The following is a 14,598-nucleotide window of genomic DNA, read 5'->3' as shown; positions in this document are numbered from 1 at the left end:
TTCAGCTCCGCTTGCGTTGGGCCAGAATGCGTCGGGTGCGGGCGTAGCGGACGATGTCCTCCAGCCGCTTCAGCTCGGCCTCCAGGACCAGGCGCCCCAGTTCGCTGATTCCGTAGCAGCGCCAGCGCGAACTGGCCATTTCGTCCTCGGGCTGCTCATCGGACTCGAAGATCAATTCGTACTTGTGCAGACGCTGCAAGGCTTCGTAAAGCGTCCCCGCACCCAGGCGCACTTCTCCATCGGTGCGTTTCTCCACGCTGCGCTTGATGGCGTAGCCGTGGCACTCGCCTTCTTCGGCCAGCGCCAGCAGGATGTTGAGCGAGGATTGAGGCAGCGGAATATGCTTGGCGACTTTTTCTCTCGATGAAGCCATTTTGACTCTCCCGGTCGAGTCTCCGTCTCTCCTTGACGGATGACCCGAAGGCTTGTTAACAGCCATTGTCGAAAACCGATCATCGGGTATCGATTATCGGAACCCGAGCATACTGTACCACACTCTACGGGCCCGTCTCGCAAAAGGTTCGATGGCCGGATCGGGATTTGACGGGAAGGGGTAATAGCGACTAGATTGGGCGCTTGATTTTGAAAGCGAGGAACAGGACTCATGAGCGATAACGGTAAGCGAGTGAATCCGCCCGATTGGGGCGAGAAGATCGGATATTCAGACGGCAAACTGCAGGTTCCTGACCAACCCATCATTCCCTTTATCGAAGGCGACGGCATCGGGATCGACATTTGGCCCGCCACCCGGCGTGTGCTGGATGCCGCCGTGGAACAGTCCTACGGCGGATCGAAGAAGATCGCCTGGGCCGAAATCTACGCCGGCGAAAAGGCTCACGACAGGTTCGGAGAGTGGCTGCCCAACGAGACGGTGGAGGCCATCCGCGAGTACCGCGTGGCCATCAAGGGCCCCTTGACGACTCCAGTCGGAGGCGGCATCCGCAGCCTCAACGTGACGTTGCGCAAGGTGCTCGACCTCTTCGCCTGCGTACGCCCCTGCCGCTGGATCGAAGGCGTCCCCTCGCCGGTCAAGGAGCCGGGCAAGCTGGACGTGGTCATCTACCGCGAGAACACCGAGGACGTCTACGCCGGCATCGAGTGGATGGAGGGCAGCAAGGAAGCCGCCGCCATCATCGGCTACATCGCCGAACGCTTCGAGAAGCCCATCCGCGAGGACTCGGGAATCGGCATCAAGCCCATCTCCATCACCGGAACCAAGCGCCTGGTTCGCATGGCCATCGAGCACGCCATCGAGCACGAGCGGGCCAGCGTGACTCTGGTGCACAAGGGCAACATCATGAAGTTCACCGAGGGCGCCTTCCGCGACTGGGGATACGAGGTGGCCAGGGACGAGTTTGCCGATCAGTGCATCACCGAGGACCAACTGTGGGACGAGCACGGGGGCCAGCGTCCCCAGGGCAAGGTGGTGATCAAGGACCGCATTGCCGACGCCATGTTTCAGCAGGTGCTGCTGCGTCCTGACGAGTACGACGTGATCGCTCTGCCCAATCTCAACGGCGACTATCTCTCCGACGCTTGCGCGGCCCAGGTGGGCGGACTGGGAATGGCTCCCGGCGCCAACAAAAGCAGCGACACGGCCCTCTTCGAAGCCACCCACGGCACCGCTCCCAAGTACGCCGGACAGGACAAGGTCAATCCCGGCTCGCTGATTCTATCCGGCGTCATGATGCTGGAGCATCTGGGATGGCAGGAGGCCGCCGACAAGGTCAACCGCGCCATGGCCCGGACCATCTCGCAAAAGCGCGTCACCTATGACCTTGAACGCCAGATGGAAGGCGCCACCAAGGTCTCGACCAGCGAGTACGCCTCGGCCATCATCGAGAACATGTAGCCCCCTCCTTCGCCAGAGGCTACGAAGGGCAAGGCTACCAGGGCAGCGAGGCTACGGAGGACAGGCAGCGACTGTGTTGCAAGTCAGGTTCCGGGCTCCCTGAAGGGGAGCGATTCGTTAGCCCAGGATGGATGCCCGCGGCAAGCGAAGCGCGGCAAGGGCGGAACCCTGGGTTACGGATTTACGCACTAAGTAACCCTGAAGGGGTGGAATAACGCCGCACTCCGCCTCGCCGCAAGGGAGTTCTTGAGGTGTGAAAATGAAGACCAAGATCACTGTCATCGGAGCCGGACACGTCGGAGCCACCACTGCCCAGCGCCTGGCTGAGAAGCACCTGGGCGACGTGGTTCTGGTGGACGTGGTCGAGGGCATGCCTCAGGGCAAGGCCCTCGACCTGGCCCAAGCGGGCCCGGTAGAAGGCTATGACGCCTGTCTCGAGGGAGCCAACTCTTACGGCGACACGGCAGGTTCGGACATCGTCATCATCACCGCCGGCCTGGCCCGCAAGCCGGGGATGAGCCGCGACGACCTGCTGCTCAAAAACGCCTCCATCGTCCACGAAGTGACCGAGAAGGTGGTGCGTTCTTCTCCCGACAGCATTTTGATCATCGTCAGCAATCCGCTGGACGCCATGTGCCACGTGGCCAAGGCGGCCAGCGGATTCGACCGCCGCCGCGTCATCGGCATGGCGGGCATCCTCGACTCGGCCCGTTTCCGTACCTTCATCGCCCGCGAACTCGACGTTTCGGTCGAGAGCACCCACGCCTTTGTGTTGGGAGGTCACGGAGACACCATGGTGCCCTTGCCGCGCTATTCCACCGTGGCGGGCGTCCCCATCACCGAACTGATCCCTCCCGACCGCATACAGGCTTTGGTCGAGCGCACCCGCAACGGGGGCGCCGAGATCGTCAAGCTGCTCAAGAGCGGCAGTGCCTACTACGCCCCCTCGGCGGCCGCCGTGGAGATGGCTGAATCGATTCTGCTCGACCGCAAAAAAATCCTCCCCTGCGCCGTTTGCCTGCAAGGCGAATACTCGGTCAGCGGCCTCTTCCTGGGCGTCCCCGTCAAGCTGGGCCGGGACGGCCTGGAGGAGATCTTCCAGATCAACCTCACTACCGACGAAAAATCCGACCTGCAGCGCTCCGCCTCCGCAGTCCAAGAACTCGTCGACGTCCTCCGCAACAACGGCTACCGGGTCTAGGCCCCGGTCTCTGTTTCCGCGCTCCAGGACAGGTTGAAGAGAGCTTCAGGTTCGTCTCCGAAACGGTCCACGAAAGCCAAAGCATGCTCTGCGCAGCACCTGACATAGGCGGGCCAACCGCTTGATTCGGGACAGTTGTAGTTGCTGCTGGCGATCCACTTGGCGTCGGAGCCCTGCGGATTCCACAGTTCAACACCGACCACCGCCAGGCCGGAATCGCGCAGTTTCGAGATGACCTCACGACAGCTAGCGGGTTCCCAGGCGTCCTCGCCGGAGAGCTGGAGAGCCTTGGCCGCCAGATCCGGGCCAATAATGGCCGAGCATCTCTTCCTCAACTGCATTCTCCCTTTTCTGAAGTTCCGGCTTTCACCTTTTCCGGTCTCCGAAGAAGCTTCTGTTCGAGGCCGGCTGAAAGGGACTTTCTCATCTTCTCTTCGTTCCAGCCCTAAGCAGCGAAATCCTGTCAAGGCGCCGTCACAGAAGGTATGATGCCTGATCATGAAAAAGGTGGGGCTTGGAATGGCGGTTAGTTGGATTTTTTTGCTTCCCGCGTTGGCGCAGCGTGATTTGGGGGTGCGACCGACCGACTCGGGGGGAGCCTTGTCGCCTGAGCAGGCGGCTTATGACGTGCGGCATTACTCCTTGGAGTTGAAGGTCGATCCCGAGGAGAAGACGATCGAGGGGGCGCTGACGGTGACGGCCGATATCGTCCATCCGGCGCCGCGGCTGGTGCTCGATCTGGATGATCCGCTCAAGGTGAGGGCGGCGGCCTTGTTGACCGAGGCGGGGGAGCAGCAACTCGATTTCACCCGTCCCTCCGGGCAGCTATGGATCGACTTTCCGCTCACCCGCCAGCCCGGCGAGACCGTGCGGGTGCGCATCGACTACGGCGGCAAGCCGCGGGTGGCGCCGCGTCCGCCCTGGGTGGGCGGTTTCGTGTGGTCGCAGACCGCCGACGGACGGCCCTGGGTGGGGGTGGCCTGCCAGCAGGACGGCGCCGACCTGTGGTGGCCGGTCAAGGACCACCCCTCGGACGAGCCCGACAGCATGGATGTGCGCTTCACCGTCCCGCCGGGGCTGGAGGCGGCCTCCAACGGGGTTTTGAAAAGCGTCGAGGACGCCGGCCAGGGCTGGCGCACCTTTCACTGGCACGTCGCCAATCCCATCAATGTCTACAACGTCACCCTCAACCTGGCCCCCTACCGCACCATCAGCGAGACCTATCAAAGCCTGGGCGGAGAGGAAGTGCCCATGACCTATTGGGTGCTGCCCGAGAACTACGAAAAGGGGCTGGGACTGATGAAGGAGATGCACAAGCATCTGCGCTTTCTGGAATCGAAGCTGGGGCCCTATCCCTTCCGGGCCGAGAAGTATGGCGTGGCCGAGACGCCCTACCTGGGGATGGAGCACCAGACCATCATCGCCTACGGCAGCGACTATTCCCACAATGAATACGGATTCGACTGGCTCCACTTTCACGAACTGGGACACGAATGGTGGGGCAACCTGGTCACCGTCCCCGACTGGAACGACTTCTGGATCCACGAGGGCCTGTGCTCTTACATGGAGGCCCTTTACGCCGAGGAACTGGGAGGCCCCGAGGCGCTCACCCGCTGGATGAGGGGCATCCGCCACCGTTTGCGCAACCTGCAGCCGGTGGCGCCCCTGGAGGCTCAGACCACCATCGAGAAGTACTTCGTGCCTCCCGACTACACCTCCAGCGACGGCGACGTCAATTTCAAGGGAAGCTGGATCGCCCATTCGCTGCGCTGGGTGATGGGCGATGAAGCCTTCTTCCGTTTGCTGCGCCGGCTGGCTTACCCTGATCCGCGCATGGAGCAATGGACCGACGGCCGCCAGACCCATTTCAAGACCACCTCCGACGTGCGCCGCATCGCCGAACGTCTTTCAGGCCAGGACCTGAAATGGTTCTTCGACGTCTACCTTCGCCAGTCCAAATTGCCTGAACTGATCTCGCGCCGCCGGGGAGATCGCCTGACCCTGTCCTGGCGGGTCCCGGACGACCTGCCTTTCCCCATGCCCGTGGAGATTTCCGTCGACGGAAACACCCGCCGGGTCGAAGTCCCTGCCCAAGGCGCCCAAGTGACGCTTCCTCCCCAGGCCAGCCTGGAAATCGACCCCAACGCCTGGCTCCTGCACCGCTAGGGATAGCGAGCAGCCTCATACCGCCGAGAGCGATTAGGCCTTTAGCGCGGTCGCTGAAACTTGATTCGTGTGTGAACTTGTTGGCCACCTAGTGGCCCTAGTGCACTGTCCCTCCCGTGGGAGGCGCATCCTTGCGGCGATCCAGGAAGCGTTTCAAGGCGTCACTATGCTCCCTGCGGGCGGGGCGCCCCAATGAGAACTTGGTGACGCAAATCACACTTTCGCGGGCAGCCAGCCGCAAATCGGTGTAAAGTATGGGAGCGAGCTATGCGAATACCGGGTATCGACATTTCGGCTCACACGGTGGCCGATCTCTACACTTCTCAGGCGCCGCGGCCCAACCGGGCGGCGCGTCCGCGGGTGGAGAAGATCGACGAACTCGACCGTCACAATCAGCTCAAATCCCGCCGCCGTACCGACTCCGGCCCAGCCGGAGGCAACCCGAGCAACCTCCCCACCATCCGCCGCTTCGACACCTACGACCTCAAAGCCCGCTCCTCCGACGTCCCCCTAACCCCCGGCCGGATCCTCAATATCCGCGCTTGAGATGTGCCCGGTTGGTTAGCATTTCAGCAGTTTTCTCTATTGTTTAGGGGTGGTGCGTCTATTGCAGCGTTTCGGGACGTCTTGGGCCGGAAAGGAGCGTTCCAGGTCTTCCGTGGAACCAAAGGGAGACGGCCTCGTAGTATTCGGGGTAGATGCTAGAATCGAAGCGCATGAAACCATCCGCAGGAACGCCCGGGAACTCGGGGCAAAGACTGAAGCGGTCTCTGGGGGCTTGGGCAGCCGGGGCTTTCGTCGTCACCAACATGATCGGAACGGGGATCTTCACCATCCCCGCCTTTGTGCGCTGGCAGACCGGCAGCGGACTCTCGGCCCTGGGCGTATGGGCGGCCGGCGCCTTGCTGGCCTTGTGCGGAGCCTTCTGCTACGCTGAGCTGGCCACGCGCATGCCGCGGGTGGGAGGCGAGTATCATTACCTGACCCGCATCTACGGGCCGGTGTGGGGATTTCTGAGCGGATGGATGTCGTTCCTGGTGGGCTTTTCAGCCGCCGTGGCCGCCGCTTCCATCGGGGCCGGAGCCTACCTCATGGCCATCTTGGGGAGTGATCCCAACCAGGTCGTGATTCCCGCAACCGGCATTACCCGGGTGGCCTTGCTGGCCTGCCTCATCGTCCTGCTGCTGGGATTCGTCCATTCGGGAGGACTGCGCCCCGGCGGACGCTTGCAGAGCACCCTGGCCGCTCTCACTTTGGGGGCCATCGCGGTGCTGGTGGTGGCGGGCCTGGGCAGCGGACGCGGGGAATGGCAAGGGGTCACGGCCGCCACCGTCGCCCACGGAAGCTGGTGGGTGGCTTTGATCCAGGTCAGCTTCGCCTACTCGGGATGGAATGCCGCCGCCTACCTGGCCGGCGAAGTGCACCGTCCCGGACGCACCCTGCCGCGGGCCCTGCTGGGAGGCACCCTGGTGGTGGGCGCCGCCTACCTGGCCCTCAACATCCTCTTCCTCTACGCTCTGCCGGGAGGATCCTGGGAGCGCAACATCGCCGTGGGACAGGAGGCGGCCCAAGCCTTGTTCGGATCGCTGGGCGGAGACGCCATCACGGCCCTTATCATCCTGGCGATTCTGGGCTCGATCAGCGCCATGACGGCCGCCGGACCCCGGGTCTACTACGCCATGGCCCGCGACGGACTGGCGCCTTCCTTTTTCGGACGCCTGAGCGCCCGCAGCGCCCCCGCCGCCGCCATCCTTTCCCAGAGCGCCGTGGCCGCCTGCCTGGCCCTGACCGGAGCTTTCGAAAGCCTGCTCATCTACATCGGTTCGGTGCTGCTGCTCTTCAACGCCCTGGCCATCGCCGGAGTCTTCGTAGTGCGCAAGCGCTTTCCCCACAGCAAGCCGGCCTTCTCCGTGCCGGGCTACCCGGTCACTCCTCTCCTTTTCCTGGCCGTCGTCCTGGTCTCCTGGATCCGGGCCCTCATCGACGAGCCGCTTCCGACCGGACTGGCTCTGTTCACCCTGCTGGTGGGAGTCGCCTTCTATTGGGTGGGCGTCAATCAGCGCTGGATCACTTACTCGCCTCCCCACGAGGCCGAGACCGAGGGCGAAGCCGAAGCCGCCTAGGGCCACTAGGTGGCCAACAAGTTCACACACGGGTCAAGTTTCAGCGACCGCGGTGAAGGCTCAATTGCCCTCGGCGGTATGAGGTCGCTCGCTACCAGCTAGCCGTTTGAGAACCGGCCCTGATGAATAATCCTTCCCCAGGTTCGTACTCGGTCCTGAAGTGGCGTACAATTCGATAGCGAAACCGAAACAACTCTTGGGGAGGAAGCCTTCCCCCATTTCACCCTTCGAGGCGATGGCGACTGAAGCAGCAGACGCGGATCTTCTACGGCAGGTGCGGAACGGACGGCCCGAAGCCTACAATCAGATCTTCAAGCGCCACCGCGACCACGCCTTCGGATTGGCCTACTACTACACCAAGAACAAGGAAGACGCCCTCGACGTGGTGCAGGACGCCTTTATCAAGGCCTACCAGAATCTCAACCGCTTCGACCTCAAGCGCGAGTTCGGGCCCTGGCTGCTGACCATCGTGCGCAACCAGGCCATCGATCTGTTGAGAAAGCGCAACCGCCGCCGCTCCGAGGACCTTCCGGAAGTCTTGCCCGACCGCAAAGCCCAAAGTAAGACCGAGGGCGGTTTGCTGCGCATGGAGATCCGCAACGCCTTGGACCGGCTGCCGCCCGAGCAGCGGGAGATCATCTTTCTCAAAGATTATCAAGGACACAGTTACGCCGAGATCGCGGAAATTCAAGAGATTCCGCTAGGAACCGTCATGTCGCGCCTTCACCACGCGCGCAAGAAACTGATTCGATATTTGGACGGCAGCGATGCTTAGTCACGAGGAAAAAGAAGTCTATCTGTCGGGATACCTGGACGGGGAACTGCCCCTGCAGCAGCGCCAGGAAGTCGAGGCCATGCTGGAATCCGACCCCGACATGCAGGAGCTCTACGGCAAGCTCCAAAAGATCAAGGGCGAAGTGCGCAGAGCCGCTGCCATGAGCATTGAAACGCCCACCGGCGAAGACTGGGCCGACATCCAAAACTCCCTGGCCGGGCGCGCCAGCCGCCGCCTGGGAGGCCTGATCCTGTCGGTGTGGATGATTATGGTGACCCTCTACGGCCTCTACTGGTACGCCTTTGAAACCCAGGACTCGCTGCTGGAAAAAGTCGTCGTCTTCGGTTTGATCAGCGGCATCGGACTGCTCTTCTTCTCGGTGCTCTCCGAGCGCATCAAAGAAAGCCGTACCGACCGCTACAAGGGAGTTCACCGATGATTCTCGCCACCACCGATACCCTCAAGGACAGCGAAATCGTCAGGACCGTCGGTCTGGTTCGCGGCAACTCGGTGCGCGCCCGCCATCTGGGCAAAGACATCGTGGCCTGGATGCGCAACCTGGTGGGCGGAGAGGTGCACGAATACGTCAAGCTGACCGCCGAAGCCCGCGAACAAGCTCTCGACCGCATGGTGGAAGAAGCCGAGCGCCTGGGAGCCAACGCCATCCTGGCCGTGCGCTTTTCCACCTCCTCGGTGATGGGGGCCGCCGCCGAAATGGTGGCCTACGGCACCGCCGTCATCGTCAAGGAACGCGATTGACTCCCGCCAAGCGCCAACTCCCACCGCCCAAGATCCAACTCACAAGCCTCACGGCCCGCCTAGTGCTGCCGGTCATAAGTTCTGAGCCGGGGCCCCCCTCCGTTCTTGTCCCTGACAGGGACAGATTCGCCAGGGAGTGTGTTAGAAGTCAAGTCCGGGCTCGCTGAAGGCGAGCGATCCGCCAGTCCAGCAACTGTGTTAGAAGTCAAGTCCGGGCTCGCTGAAGGCGAGCGATTCGCCAGCCCAGGGTCAGCCGCGGCGAGCGCAAGCGAGACGGCGGCGCCACCCTGGGTTTTAAGACGGCAAAGGTCTGAACGCTGAAAGCGTGGGATAACGCCACAGGGTGGCTGAAAACGTCTGACGCACTGCACTAGCTGGTCAGGATCGATCGCCGGAAGTCGGGAGCTGCGCAAGCGAACCGGCGTCTTTTTGCAGAGCGGCTCGCAGCGAGGAAGCGCTTTCCAGGAGGCGGCGGGCCTCTTCGGCCCGGCAATGATGTCGCGCCATGACCAGGGCCACGGCCACCGTCCCGCCCCTCTCCAGCAACTCGGAAGCCCGTTCCTCGCTCACCCCCGCCGCCTCGCGCACGATTTCGAGGCGCCGCCGCGAGAGCTTGCGGTTGCTGGGGGCGATGTTGATCATCCATTTTCCGTAGACATATCCCAGACGGGTCATGGCCAGGGTGCTGAGCATGTTGAGGACGGTCTTCTGGGCGGTGGCCGCCTTGAGGCGGGTGGAGCCGGCGATGACCTCGGGACCCGTGTCGGCCACGATGGCGATGTCGACCACCTTGACCATTTCGCCGGAAGGATTGCAGGTGACGGCTACGGTGAGCGCCTTTCTGCGCTTGGCGAAGCGCATCGCGCCCAGGGTGTAAAGAGTGTTTCCGCTGGCGCTGACGCCCACCACGGCATCGCGCTTGTTGAAGGTGCGGCGGCGCAGATCGGCCGCGCCCCGCTGAGGATCGTCCTCGGCCCCCTCGCTGGACTCGTAACAGGCCTCATATCCGCCCGCCAGCACCGCCTGCACCTTTTCAGGATCGCTGCCGAAGGTGGGCGGGCATTCAACGGCGTCCAGCACTCCCAGCCGTCCGCTGGTACCCGAGCCGACATAGATGAGGCGCGCTCCCTCGCCGAGCCGCCGGGCAATGGCGTCGGCCGCTTCGGCCACCTTGGGCAGAGCCCTCTCCACGGCCTCGATGGCGCGCCGGTCCTCCCGGTTCATCAAGCGAAGAGCCTGCAAGGTGGGCATCCGGTCGAAATCGGAGGAATCGGCCAGTGAGCGTTCCGTTGACGGCCCCTCGAAGTGGGCACCGGACTCCTCGGCGGAATTCTGCCCAGGCGGGGCAGATGTTCGTTCCTCGCTCATGAGAGTTCCCTCGCCTCTAGATCGTCGGTTGAGTGGGAGCGAACTCACTCTACCATAGCGATGGAGTCAGAGGGAATTGCAAATAGTCGTTTAACGGGGATTTCTGTAAATATCTTGTAAGCACGTCTAATGTTTTGCCCATACTCCAAGACTCTTGGGTTAAATGATCAACTCAAACCCCCATCAATAAGTGCTTTTTCGCCTATTGGCGAGAGGACTTGGCAAAGTGCTTCATGCTTCGTCCAGTGCTTCGCCGAGCAGTTCCACAGGGTGTTGAGCCCGGATACTCAGCCCCAGTGTCTTTATTCCATAGCGAAACTGCAGCAAGCAGCCAGGGTTGGCGCTGACAATTCGGTCGGGTTGCACTGAGAGGAGTTCTTTCATCTTGCGCTGCAAGAGCCGTTCCGACATTTCAGGCTGATGCAGGGTGTAGAGTCCCGCCGCCCCGCAGCAGCGGTCGGCATTGGGAACGGGGGGCAGGCGCAGCTCGGGAATGCTCTTGAGAAGCTGGCGCGGCTGGCTGCTGACGCGCTGTCCGTGGAGAAGGTGGCAGGCGTCGTCGTAGGCCGCCGTCAAGGGCAGCGGACGCAGAGTCCAGCGGGGTTGCAGCTCGGCCAGCCATTGGCTGATGTCCTTGACGCGCAGGGCGAAGCGGCGGGCTTGCTGGTTGTCGGGTTTCCAGTGAGGATAGTCCTTGAGGGCGGCCCCGCAGCCCGCCGAATTGACCACGATGGCGTCCAGATCATCGCCGAAGGCGGACAGGTTGCGCTGGGCCAGACGGCGGGCCCGGGAGTGAAGTCCGTCATGACTGTGGAGGGCTCCGCAGCAAGTCTGCCCGCGGGGCACCACCACCTCGCATCCGGCCTTGCGGAGCACTTCGATGCTGGCCCGGTGAACCTCGGGAAAGAGCACGGGCATGACGCATCCGCTCAGGAATCCCACCCGCTTACGGGCCGTTCCGCGGGCCGGGTAGAAGTCCTTCAGGCGCTCTTGAGGCGGCACTTCGGGCAGCTTGGCTTCGGCCTGGCGCAGGGAGGGAACAAGGCCCAGCACCCGGCTGGAGCGGACCAGCCGCTGCAGCCCGCTGCGCTGGTAGAGGCGCAGCAGACGTGCCGACGCCCGCAGCCGTCCGGGGTGGGGCAGAAGACCGTCGAAAGCCAGGCGGGCCAGCCATCCCGGCGGATTCTCCCGGCGCCAGCGGTCACGGGTGGCGGTCAGCATCAATTCGTAGCGGACGCCCGAAGGACAGGCGCTTTCGCAGGCCCGGCAGGCCAGGCATCCGTCCAGATGCGCCAGCGCCGCCTGGTCCAGTTCGATACGTCCCTGCTCGGCCGCCCGCATGATGTGGATGCGTCCGCGGGGGGAATCGGGTTCGCTTCCCAGCTCCTGGTAGGTGGGGCACTTGGGCAGGCACAGTCCGCAGTGGATGCAGTCCAGGTTGACGGCAAAAGGGTCGTCGTCGAGCACTTTCCGGCTTTGGCTGGCAGCCATGGGGAAATCTCCAGAGCCTGCGCCTTGAGGCAGATCACATTCGTCCGGGGTTGAGCACTCCATGCTGATCGAAGGTCTGTTGCAGTCTCTTCTGCAGGACCTTGAGGGGCGAGGGAGTCCCCCACACGTCGATCCGCGATTTCACTTCGGCAGACCCCTTCCAAAGGATAAGGGAATCCTGGTTGAGATTCCAACGCTGGCGCAGCGCCTGCACCTGACCTGACAGATCCTCGTCTTCCCTCACGAAGGCGAGCAGGCTGGCGCGCTGAAAGCTGCCGGTTAGGGAAAGCTGGCGGGCGGAGGCGTCCAGATGGCTTTCCAGATCGGCGGCCGCCTGGGCCAGGTTGGCCTGACGGGTGTTGATGAGCAGCGCCGCCCAGCCGTTGCCGGGCGCCAGCAGTTCCCGCTGCTGCCGGCTCCAGTCTTTCCAGAAGAGCTCCTCCTCATCGCCTTCCAGCCACGCCGCAAGATTGCCTTCGGCCTCGATGCGGCGGCGCTTGTAGGCTGCCGTCGCGGGAGCGTCGAGGAGGCGGACGGCCAGTATCCACCCGGCCTCCGACAACTGGGCCGGAGCAGCGGCCCGCAGTCGCCCGGAAAGGACCTGCAGAGCCGCCGGAGCGGCCTCGTCGCGCAGGCGTCGCGCGCTGCTCAGCAGATCGGACAAGGTGCCGAAAGCCATCAACCCGCTGCTGCGACCTCCCCGCAGCGGACGCACCTTGAAGACCAGGCGGGTCAGTACTCCCAGCGTACCCAGCGAGCCGCAATAGAGCTTGCACAGGTCGTAGCCGGCCACATTCTTCACCACTTTGCCGCCGGCATGGCTGAGGATTCCCTCGGGGTGCAGCACCTCGACCCCGATCAGGGACTCGCGAGGCCCGCCCAGCTCGCCCGAGAAAGGCGACTCCAAGGCCGCCGCCACTGTGCCTCCGACTGTGGAGTCGGGGGCGTGGAAAGGCAGGAAGGGAAGGAACTGGCCCTCCTCCTCCAGGCGCCGGCTGAGGACGCCCAGCGGGCAGCCCGCTTCAACCTCGACCATCATGTCGCCGGGAGAATAGTCGAGGATGCGGCCCCAGCGGCGCAGCCAAAGAATGTCGCTGACCTTGTCGGGGAGGCCTCCTATGAACCAGTGGCTGCCGCTTCCGGCCACCAGCACGCCGCTTCCCGGATGATTTTTTTCTTTGAGCCAGGCGCGGGCTTCTTCCACGTCGTGAGGCGCGAAGACGGGGGGCATGGGCTGCTGCGAGATCCATCGGTAGGCTTGTTTGAGCTCCTCCACGGCATGAGATTGTAGGCAATCGCATGCCGCGGCTCAATACGCTCAACGCGCAGCCTGCTTACGGGCGGCCCCGTCCGACTCGCGGAACTTGCTGAGGATGGTGCGCTTGCCGACTTCGCTGAGCAGGGTGGTGAGAAAAATCTCGAAGCGGTGGAGCGCGAAAGGCCGCTCGGCAGGATCGCATTCGTCCAATTCCTGCACGAAGTCTTCGATGTCCTGCCAGTCCTTGAAAAAGAGCAGCCGTTTGGAGGTCTTTTCGAAGTGGACGAGGGTGGCCAGCACCTGCGAGAAGCTCTCGTCCTTGCCGTCGTCCCGAGCCGACTTGGCCATGTCGTGCAGTTGAGTGAGTTCTTCGATCAGCTTGAGGGTCTGCTTGTAGAGATGGCGCATGTCCTCGAACAGCCGCCGCTCGTCGAAATCGGGATTGAGCAGGTGGACCAGGTTGATGAAGCACTCCCGGAAGGCGTTCTGCACCAGCCCCAACGCGTCCTCCATCTCGGCGTAGGCTTTGCGGACCCGCTCCTCGTCGGCCACGTTTTCGAGCCTTTCCTCGAAGACCTTCTTGGTCTCCATCTTGAGGGCGAAGGTGGTGCTGAAGATGGCCTCCACGATTTCAGGCTGGTAGCGGTCGAGGTAGTCGCGCGACTCGCTGAGCAGGTCGAGAAAGCGCTGGTAGGCGTGAAAGCAATATCCGAAAAGCACCAGCAGCTTGCGCACGCGAAATTGGCGGCGCATCTCTTCCTGGATGTAACGGATCAACTGAAGGATGTGGAAGAAGTCGAGGAAGATCCGTTCCACCTGCTCCTGCACGCCGGGCATCTCCAGAGAAAGGACGATGTCGCGCTGCACCAGGTAGCGGAATTCGGAGTTGCTGGCTCCCACGCCCAGATTCTTGAAAGCCTCGCCTTGACGAAACTGCTCGATGCGGTTGGTGAGGATCGATCCCAGCGACTTGAACTCCAGCCGCGAGAAGTGTTCCAGTCGCAGCGTGCTGGTGCCCACGATCCGGAATTGTTCGAGAAAGTCCCAGAAGTCGAGAAAGCCGGCCATCTCGGCCTGCAGCTTGCGGATGCGGCGGGCCTCCAGGCGGGGGTCTTGATCGGAATGGATGGCGATGGTGGGATCGGCCATCTTGTAGTGTTCCAGTTCCCGGCGCAGCAGGGCGTCGGCCAGCGTGAGCAGGTCTTGCACGATCTGCATCGAGGTGCGCACGTCGACCAGGAAGTTGCGTTGCAGCTCTTCGCCATTGAAGCCGAAGGGCAGCCCAGGTTTACCGTGGAAAACGACCAAGGCGTCCAGCCACATGTCGAACTTCTTGAAATCGCTGAGATGAAAATAGTCCGCCATAAACTACGTCCCGGCTTTGCCGCCCCTTCACTTTCTTATCGACAGCAGGGCCCAGGGTCTTAATCGGCCGCCTCTCACTTGCCCGCGCAGCCCCCCCTTGCTCCCCTTGTAAAGAGAGGTCAATACCTTCAGACTGTGGGGCAGTCCGATGAACGAACATTCGCGCGAAGGCCGGCTGCCCTTGTTGCCGGTGAAGAATAATGTCCTCTTTCCCTACTTGCTGATGCCCCTCTCGGTGGG

14 protein-coding genes are annotated in these 14,598 nt (G+C 62.9%); 8 read left to right on the top strand and 6 right to left on the bottom strand.

Translation table 11 applies throughout. The annotated features are described in order from the left end of the window. Position 1: 1 nt before the first annotated feature. Positions 2–373 (bottom strand): helix-turn-helix transcriptional regulator, encoded by a 372-nt coding sequence (locus tag VLU25_14735; GenBank protein ID HSR69190.1) that lies wholly within the window; start codon positions 371–373, stop codon positions 2–4. A gap of 231 nt (positions 374–604) precedes the next feature. On the opposite strand from VLU25_14735, the gene icd reads away from it, so the two are divergent. Next, a complete protein-coding gene (gene icd, locus VLU25_14730; GenBank protein HSR69189.1) occupies positions 605–1,852 on the top strand; it encodes an isocitrate dehydrogenase (NADP(+)) in 1,248 nt (415 codons plus the stop codon). A gap of 259 nt (positions 1,853–2,111) precedes the next feature. Continuing rightward, entirely contained in the window at positions 2,112–3,053 is a 942-nt protein-coding gene (mdh, locus tag VLU25_14725) for a malate dehydrogenase (GenBank protein HSR69188.1), read from the top strand. Here the strand turns inward: mdh and VLU25_14720 are convergent. Then, positions 3,050–3,388 (bottom strand): hypothetical protein, encoded by a 339-nt coding sequence (locus tag VLU25_14720; GenBank protein ID HSR69187.1) that lies wholly within the window; start codon positions 3,386–3,388, stop codon positions 3,050–3,052. The two genes, mdh and VLU25_14720, sit on opposite strands and share 4 nt — an antisense overlap. A gap of 238 nt (positions 3,389–3,626) precedes the next feature. Between VLU25_14720 and VLU25_14715 the strand changes: the two genes are divergently transcribed. From VLU25_14715 to VLU25_14690, 6 genes are all read left to right on the top strand, one after another. Next, positions 3,627–5,219 (top strand): M1 family metallopeptidase, encoded by a 1,593-nt coding sequence (locus VLU25_14715; protein HSR69186.1) that lies wholly within the window; start codon positions 3,627–3,629, stop codon positions 5,217–5,219. Positions 5,220–5,486: 267 nt separating this feature from the next. Then, entirely contained in the window at positions 5,487–5,765 is a 279-nt protein-coding gene (locus VLU25_14710; GenBank protein HSR69185.1) for a hypothetical protein, read from the top strand. A gap of 170 nt (positions 5,766–5,935) precedes the next feature. Next, positions 5,936–7,342 (top strand): amino acid permease, encoded by a 1,407-nt coding sequence (locus VLU25_14705; protein ID HSR69184.1) that lies wholly within the window; start codon positions 5,936–5,938, stop codon positions 7,340–7,342. Positions 7,343–7,577: 235 nt separating this feature from the next. Continuing rightward, entirely contained in the window at positions 7,578–8,117 is a 540-nt protein-coding gene (locus VLU25_14700; GenBank protein HSR69183.1) for an RNA polymerase sigma factor, read from the top strand. Further along, on the top strand, positions 8,110–8,556 hold the full coding sequence (locus VLU25_14695) for a hypothetical protein (protein HSR69182.1): 447 nt from the start codon (positions 8,110–8,112) through the stop codon (positions 8,554–8,556). The genes VLU25_14700 and VLU25_14695 overlap by 8 nt, the downstream gene beginning before the upstream one ends. Further along, positions 8,553–8,876 (top strand): YbjQ family protein, encoded by a 324-nt coding sequence (locus tag VLU25_14690; protein HSR69181.1) that lies wholly within the window; start codon positions 8,553–8,555, stop codon positions 8,874–8,876. The genes VLU25_14695 and VLU25_14690 overlap by 4 nt, the downstream gene beginning before the upstream one ends. A 378-nt stretch (positions 8,877–9,254) precedes the next feature. On the opposite strand, the gene murQ is transcribed toward VLU25_14690, so the two are convergent. The 4 genes from murQ to VLU25_14670 form a co-directional block, all read right to left on the bottom strand. After that, positions 9,255–10,244, bottom strand: coding sequence for an N-acetylmuramic acid 6-phosphate etherase (gene murQ, locus VLU25_14685; GenBank protein HSR69180.1), 990 nt, complete (start codon positions 10,242–10,244; stop codon positions 9,255–9,257). A gap of 231 nt (positions 10,245–10,475) precedes the next feature. Further along, a complete protein-coding gene (locus VLU25_14680; GenBank protein HSR69179.1) occupies positions 10,476–11,735 on the bottom strand; it encodes a (Fe-S)-binding protein in 1,260 nt (419 codons plus the stop codon). A 34-nt stretch (positions 11,736–11,769) separates the two neighbouring features. Then, positions 11,770–13,011: an FAD-binding oxidoreductase gene (locus VLU25_14675; GenBank protein HSR69178.1), complete on the bottom strand. Its 1,242-nt coding sequence runs from the start codon at positions 13,009–13,011 to the stop codon at positions 11,770–11,772. 42 nt (positions 13,012–13,053) lie between these two features. After that, entirely contained in the window at positions 13,054–14,358 is a 1,305-nt protein-coding gene (locus tag VLU25_14670) for a hypothetical protein (protein HSR69177.1), read from the bottom strand. Positions 14,359–14,598 lie beyond the last annotated feature (240 nt).

This window comes from Acidobacteriota bacterium, assembly GCA_035471785.1.
Classification (GTDB): Bacteria; Acidobacteriota; UBA6911; order RPQK01; family DATIPO01; genus JANQFM01.
Note: the sequence above shows the minus strand (reverse complement) of the source record. Positions and strands in the feature narration are given on the sequence as shown.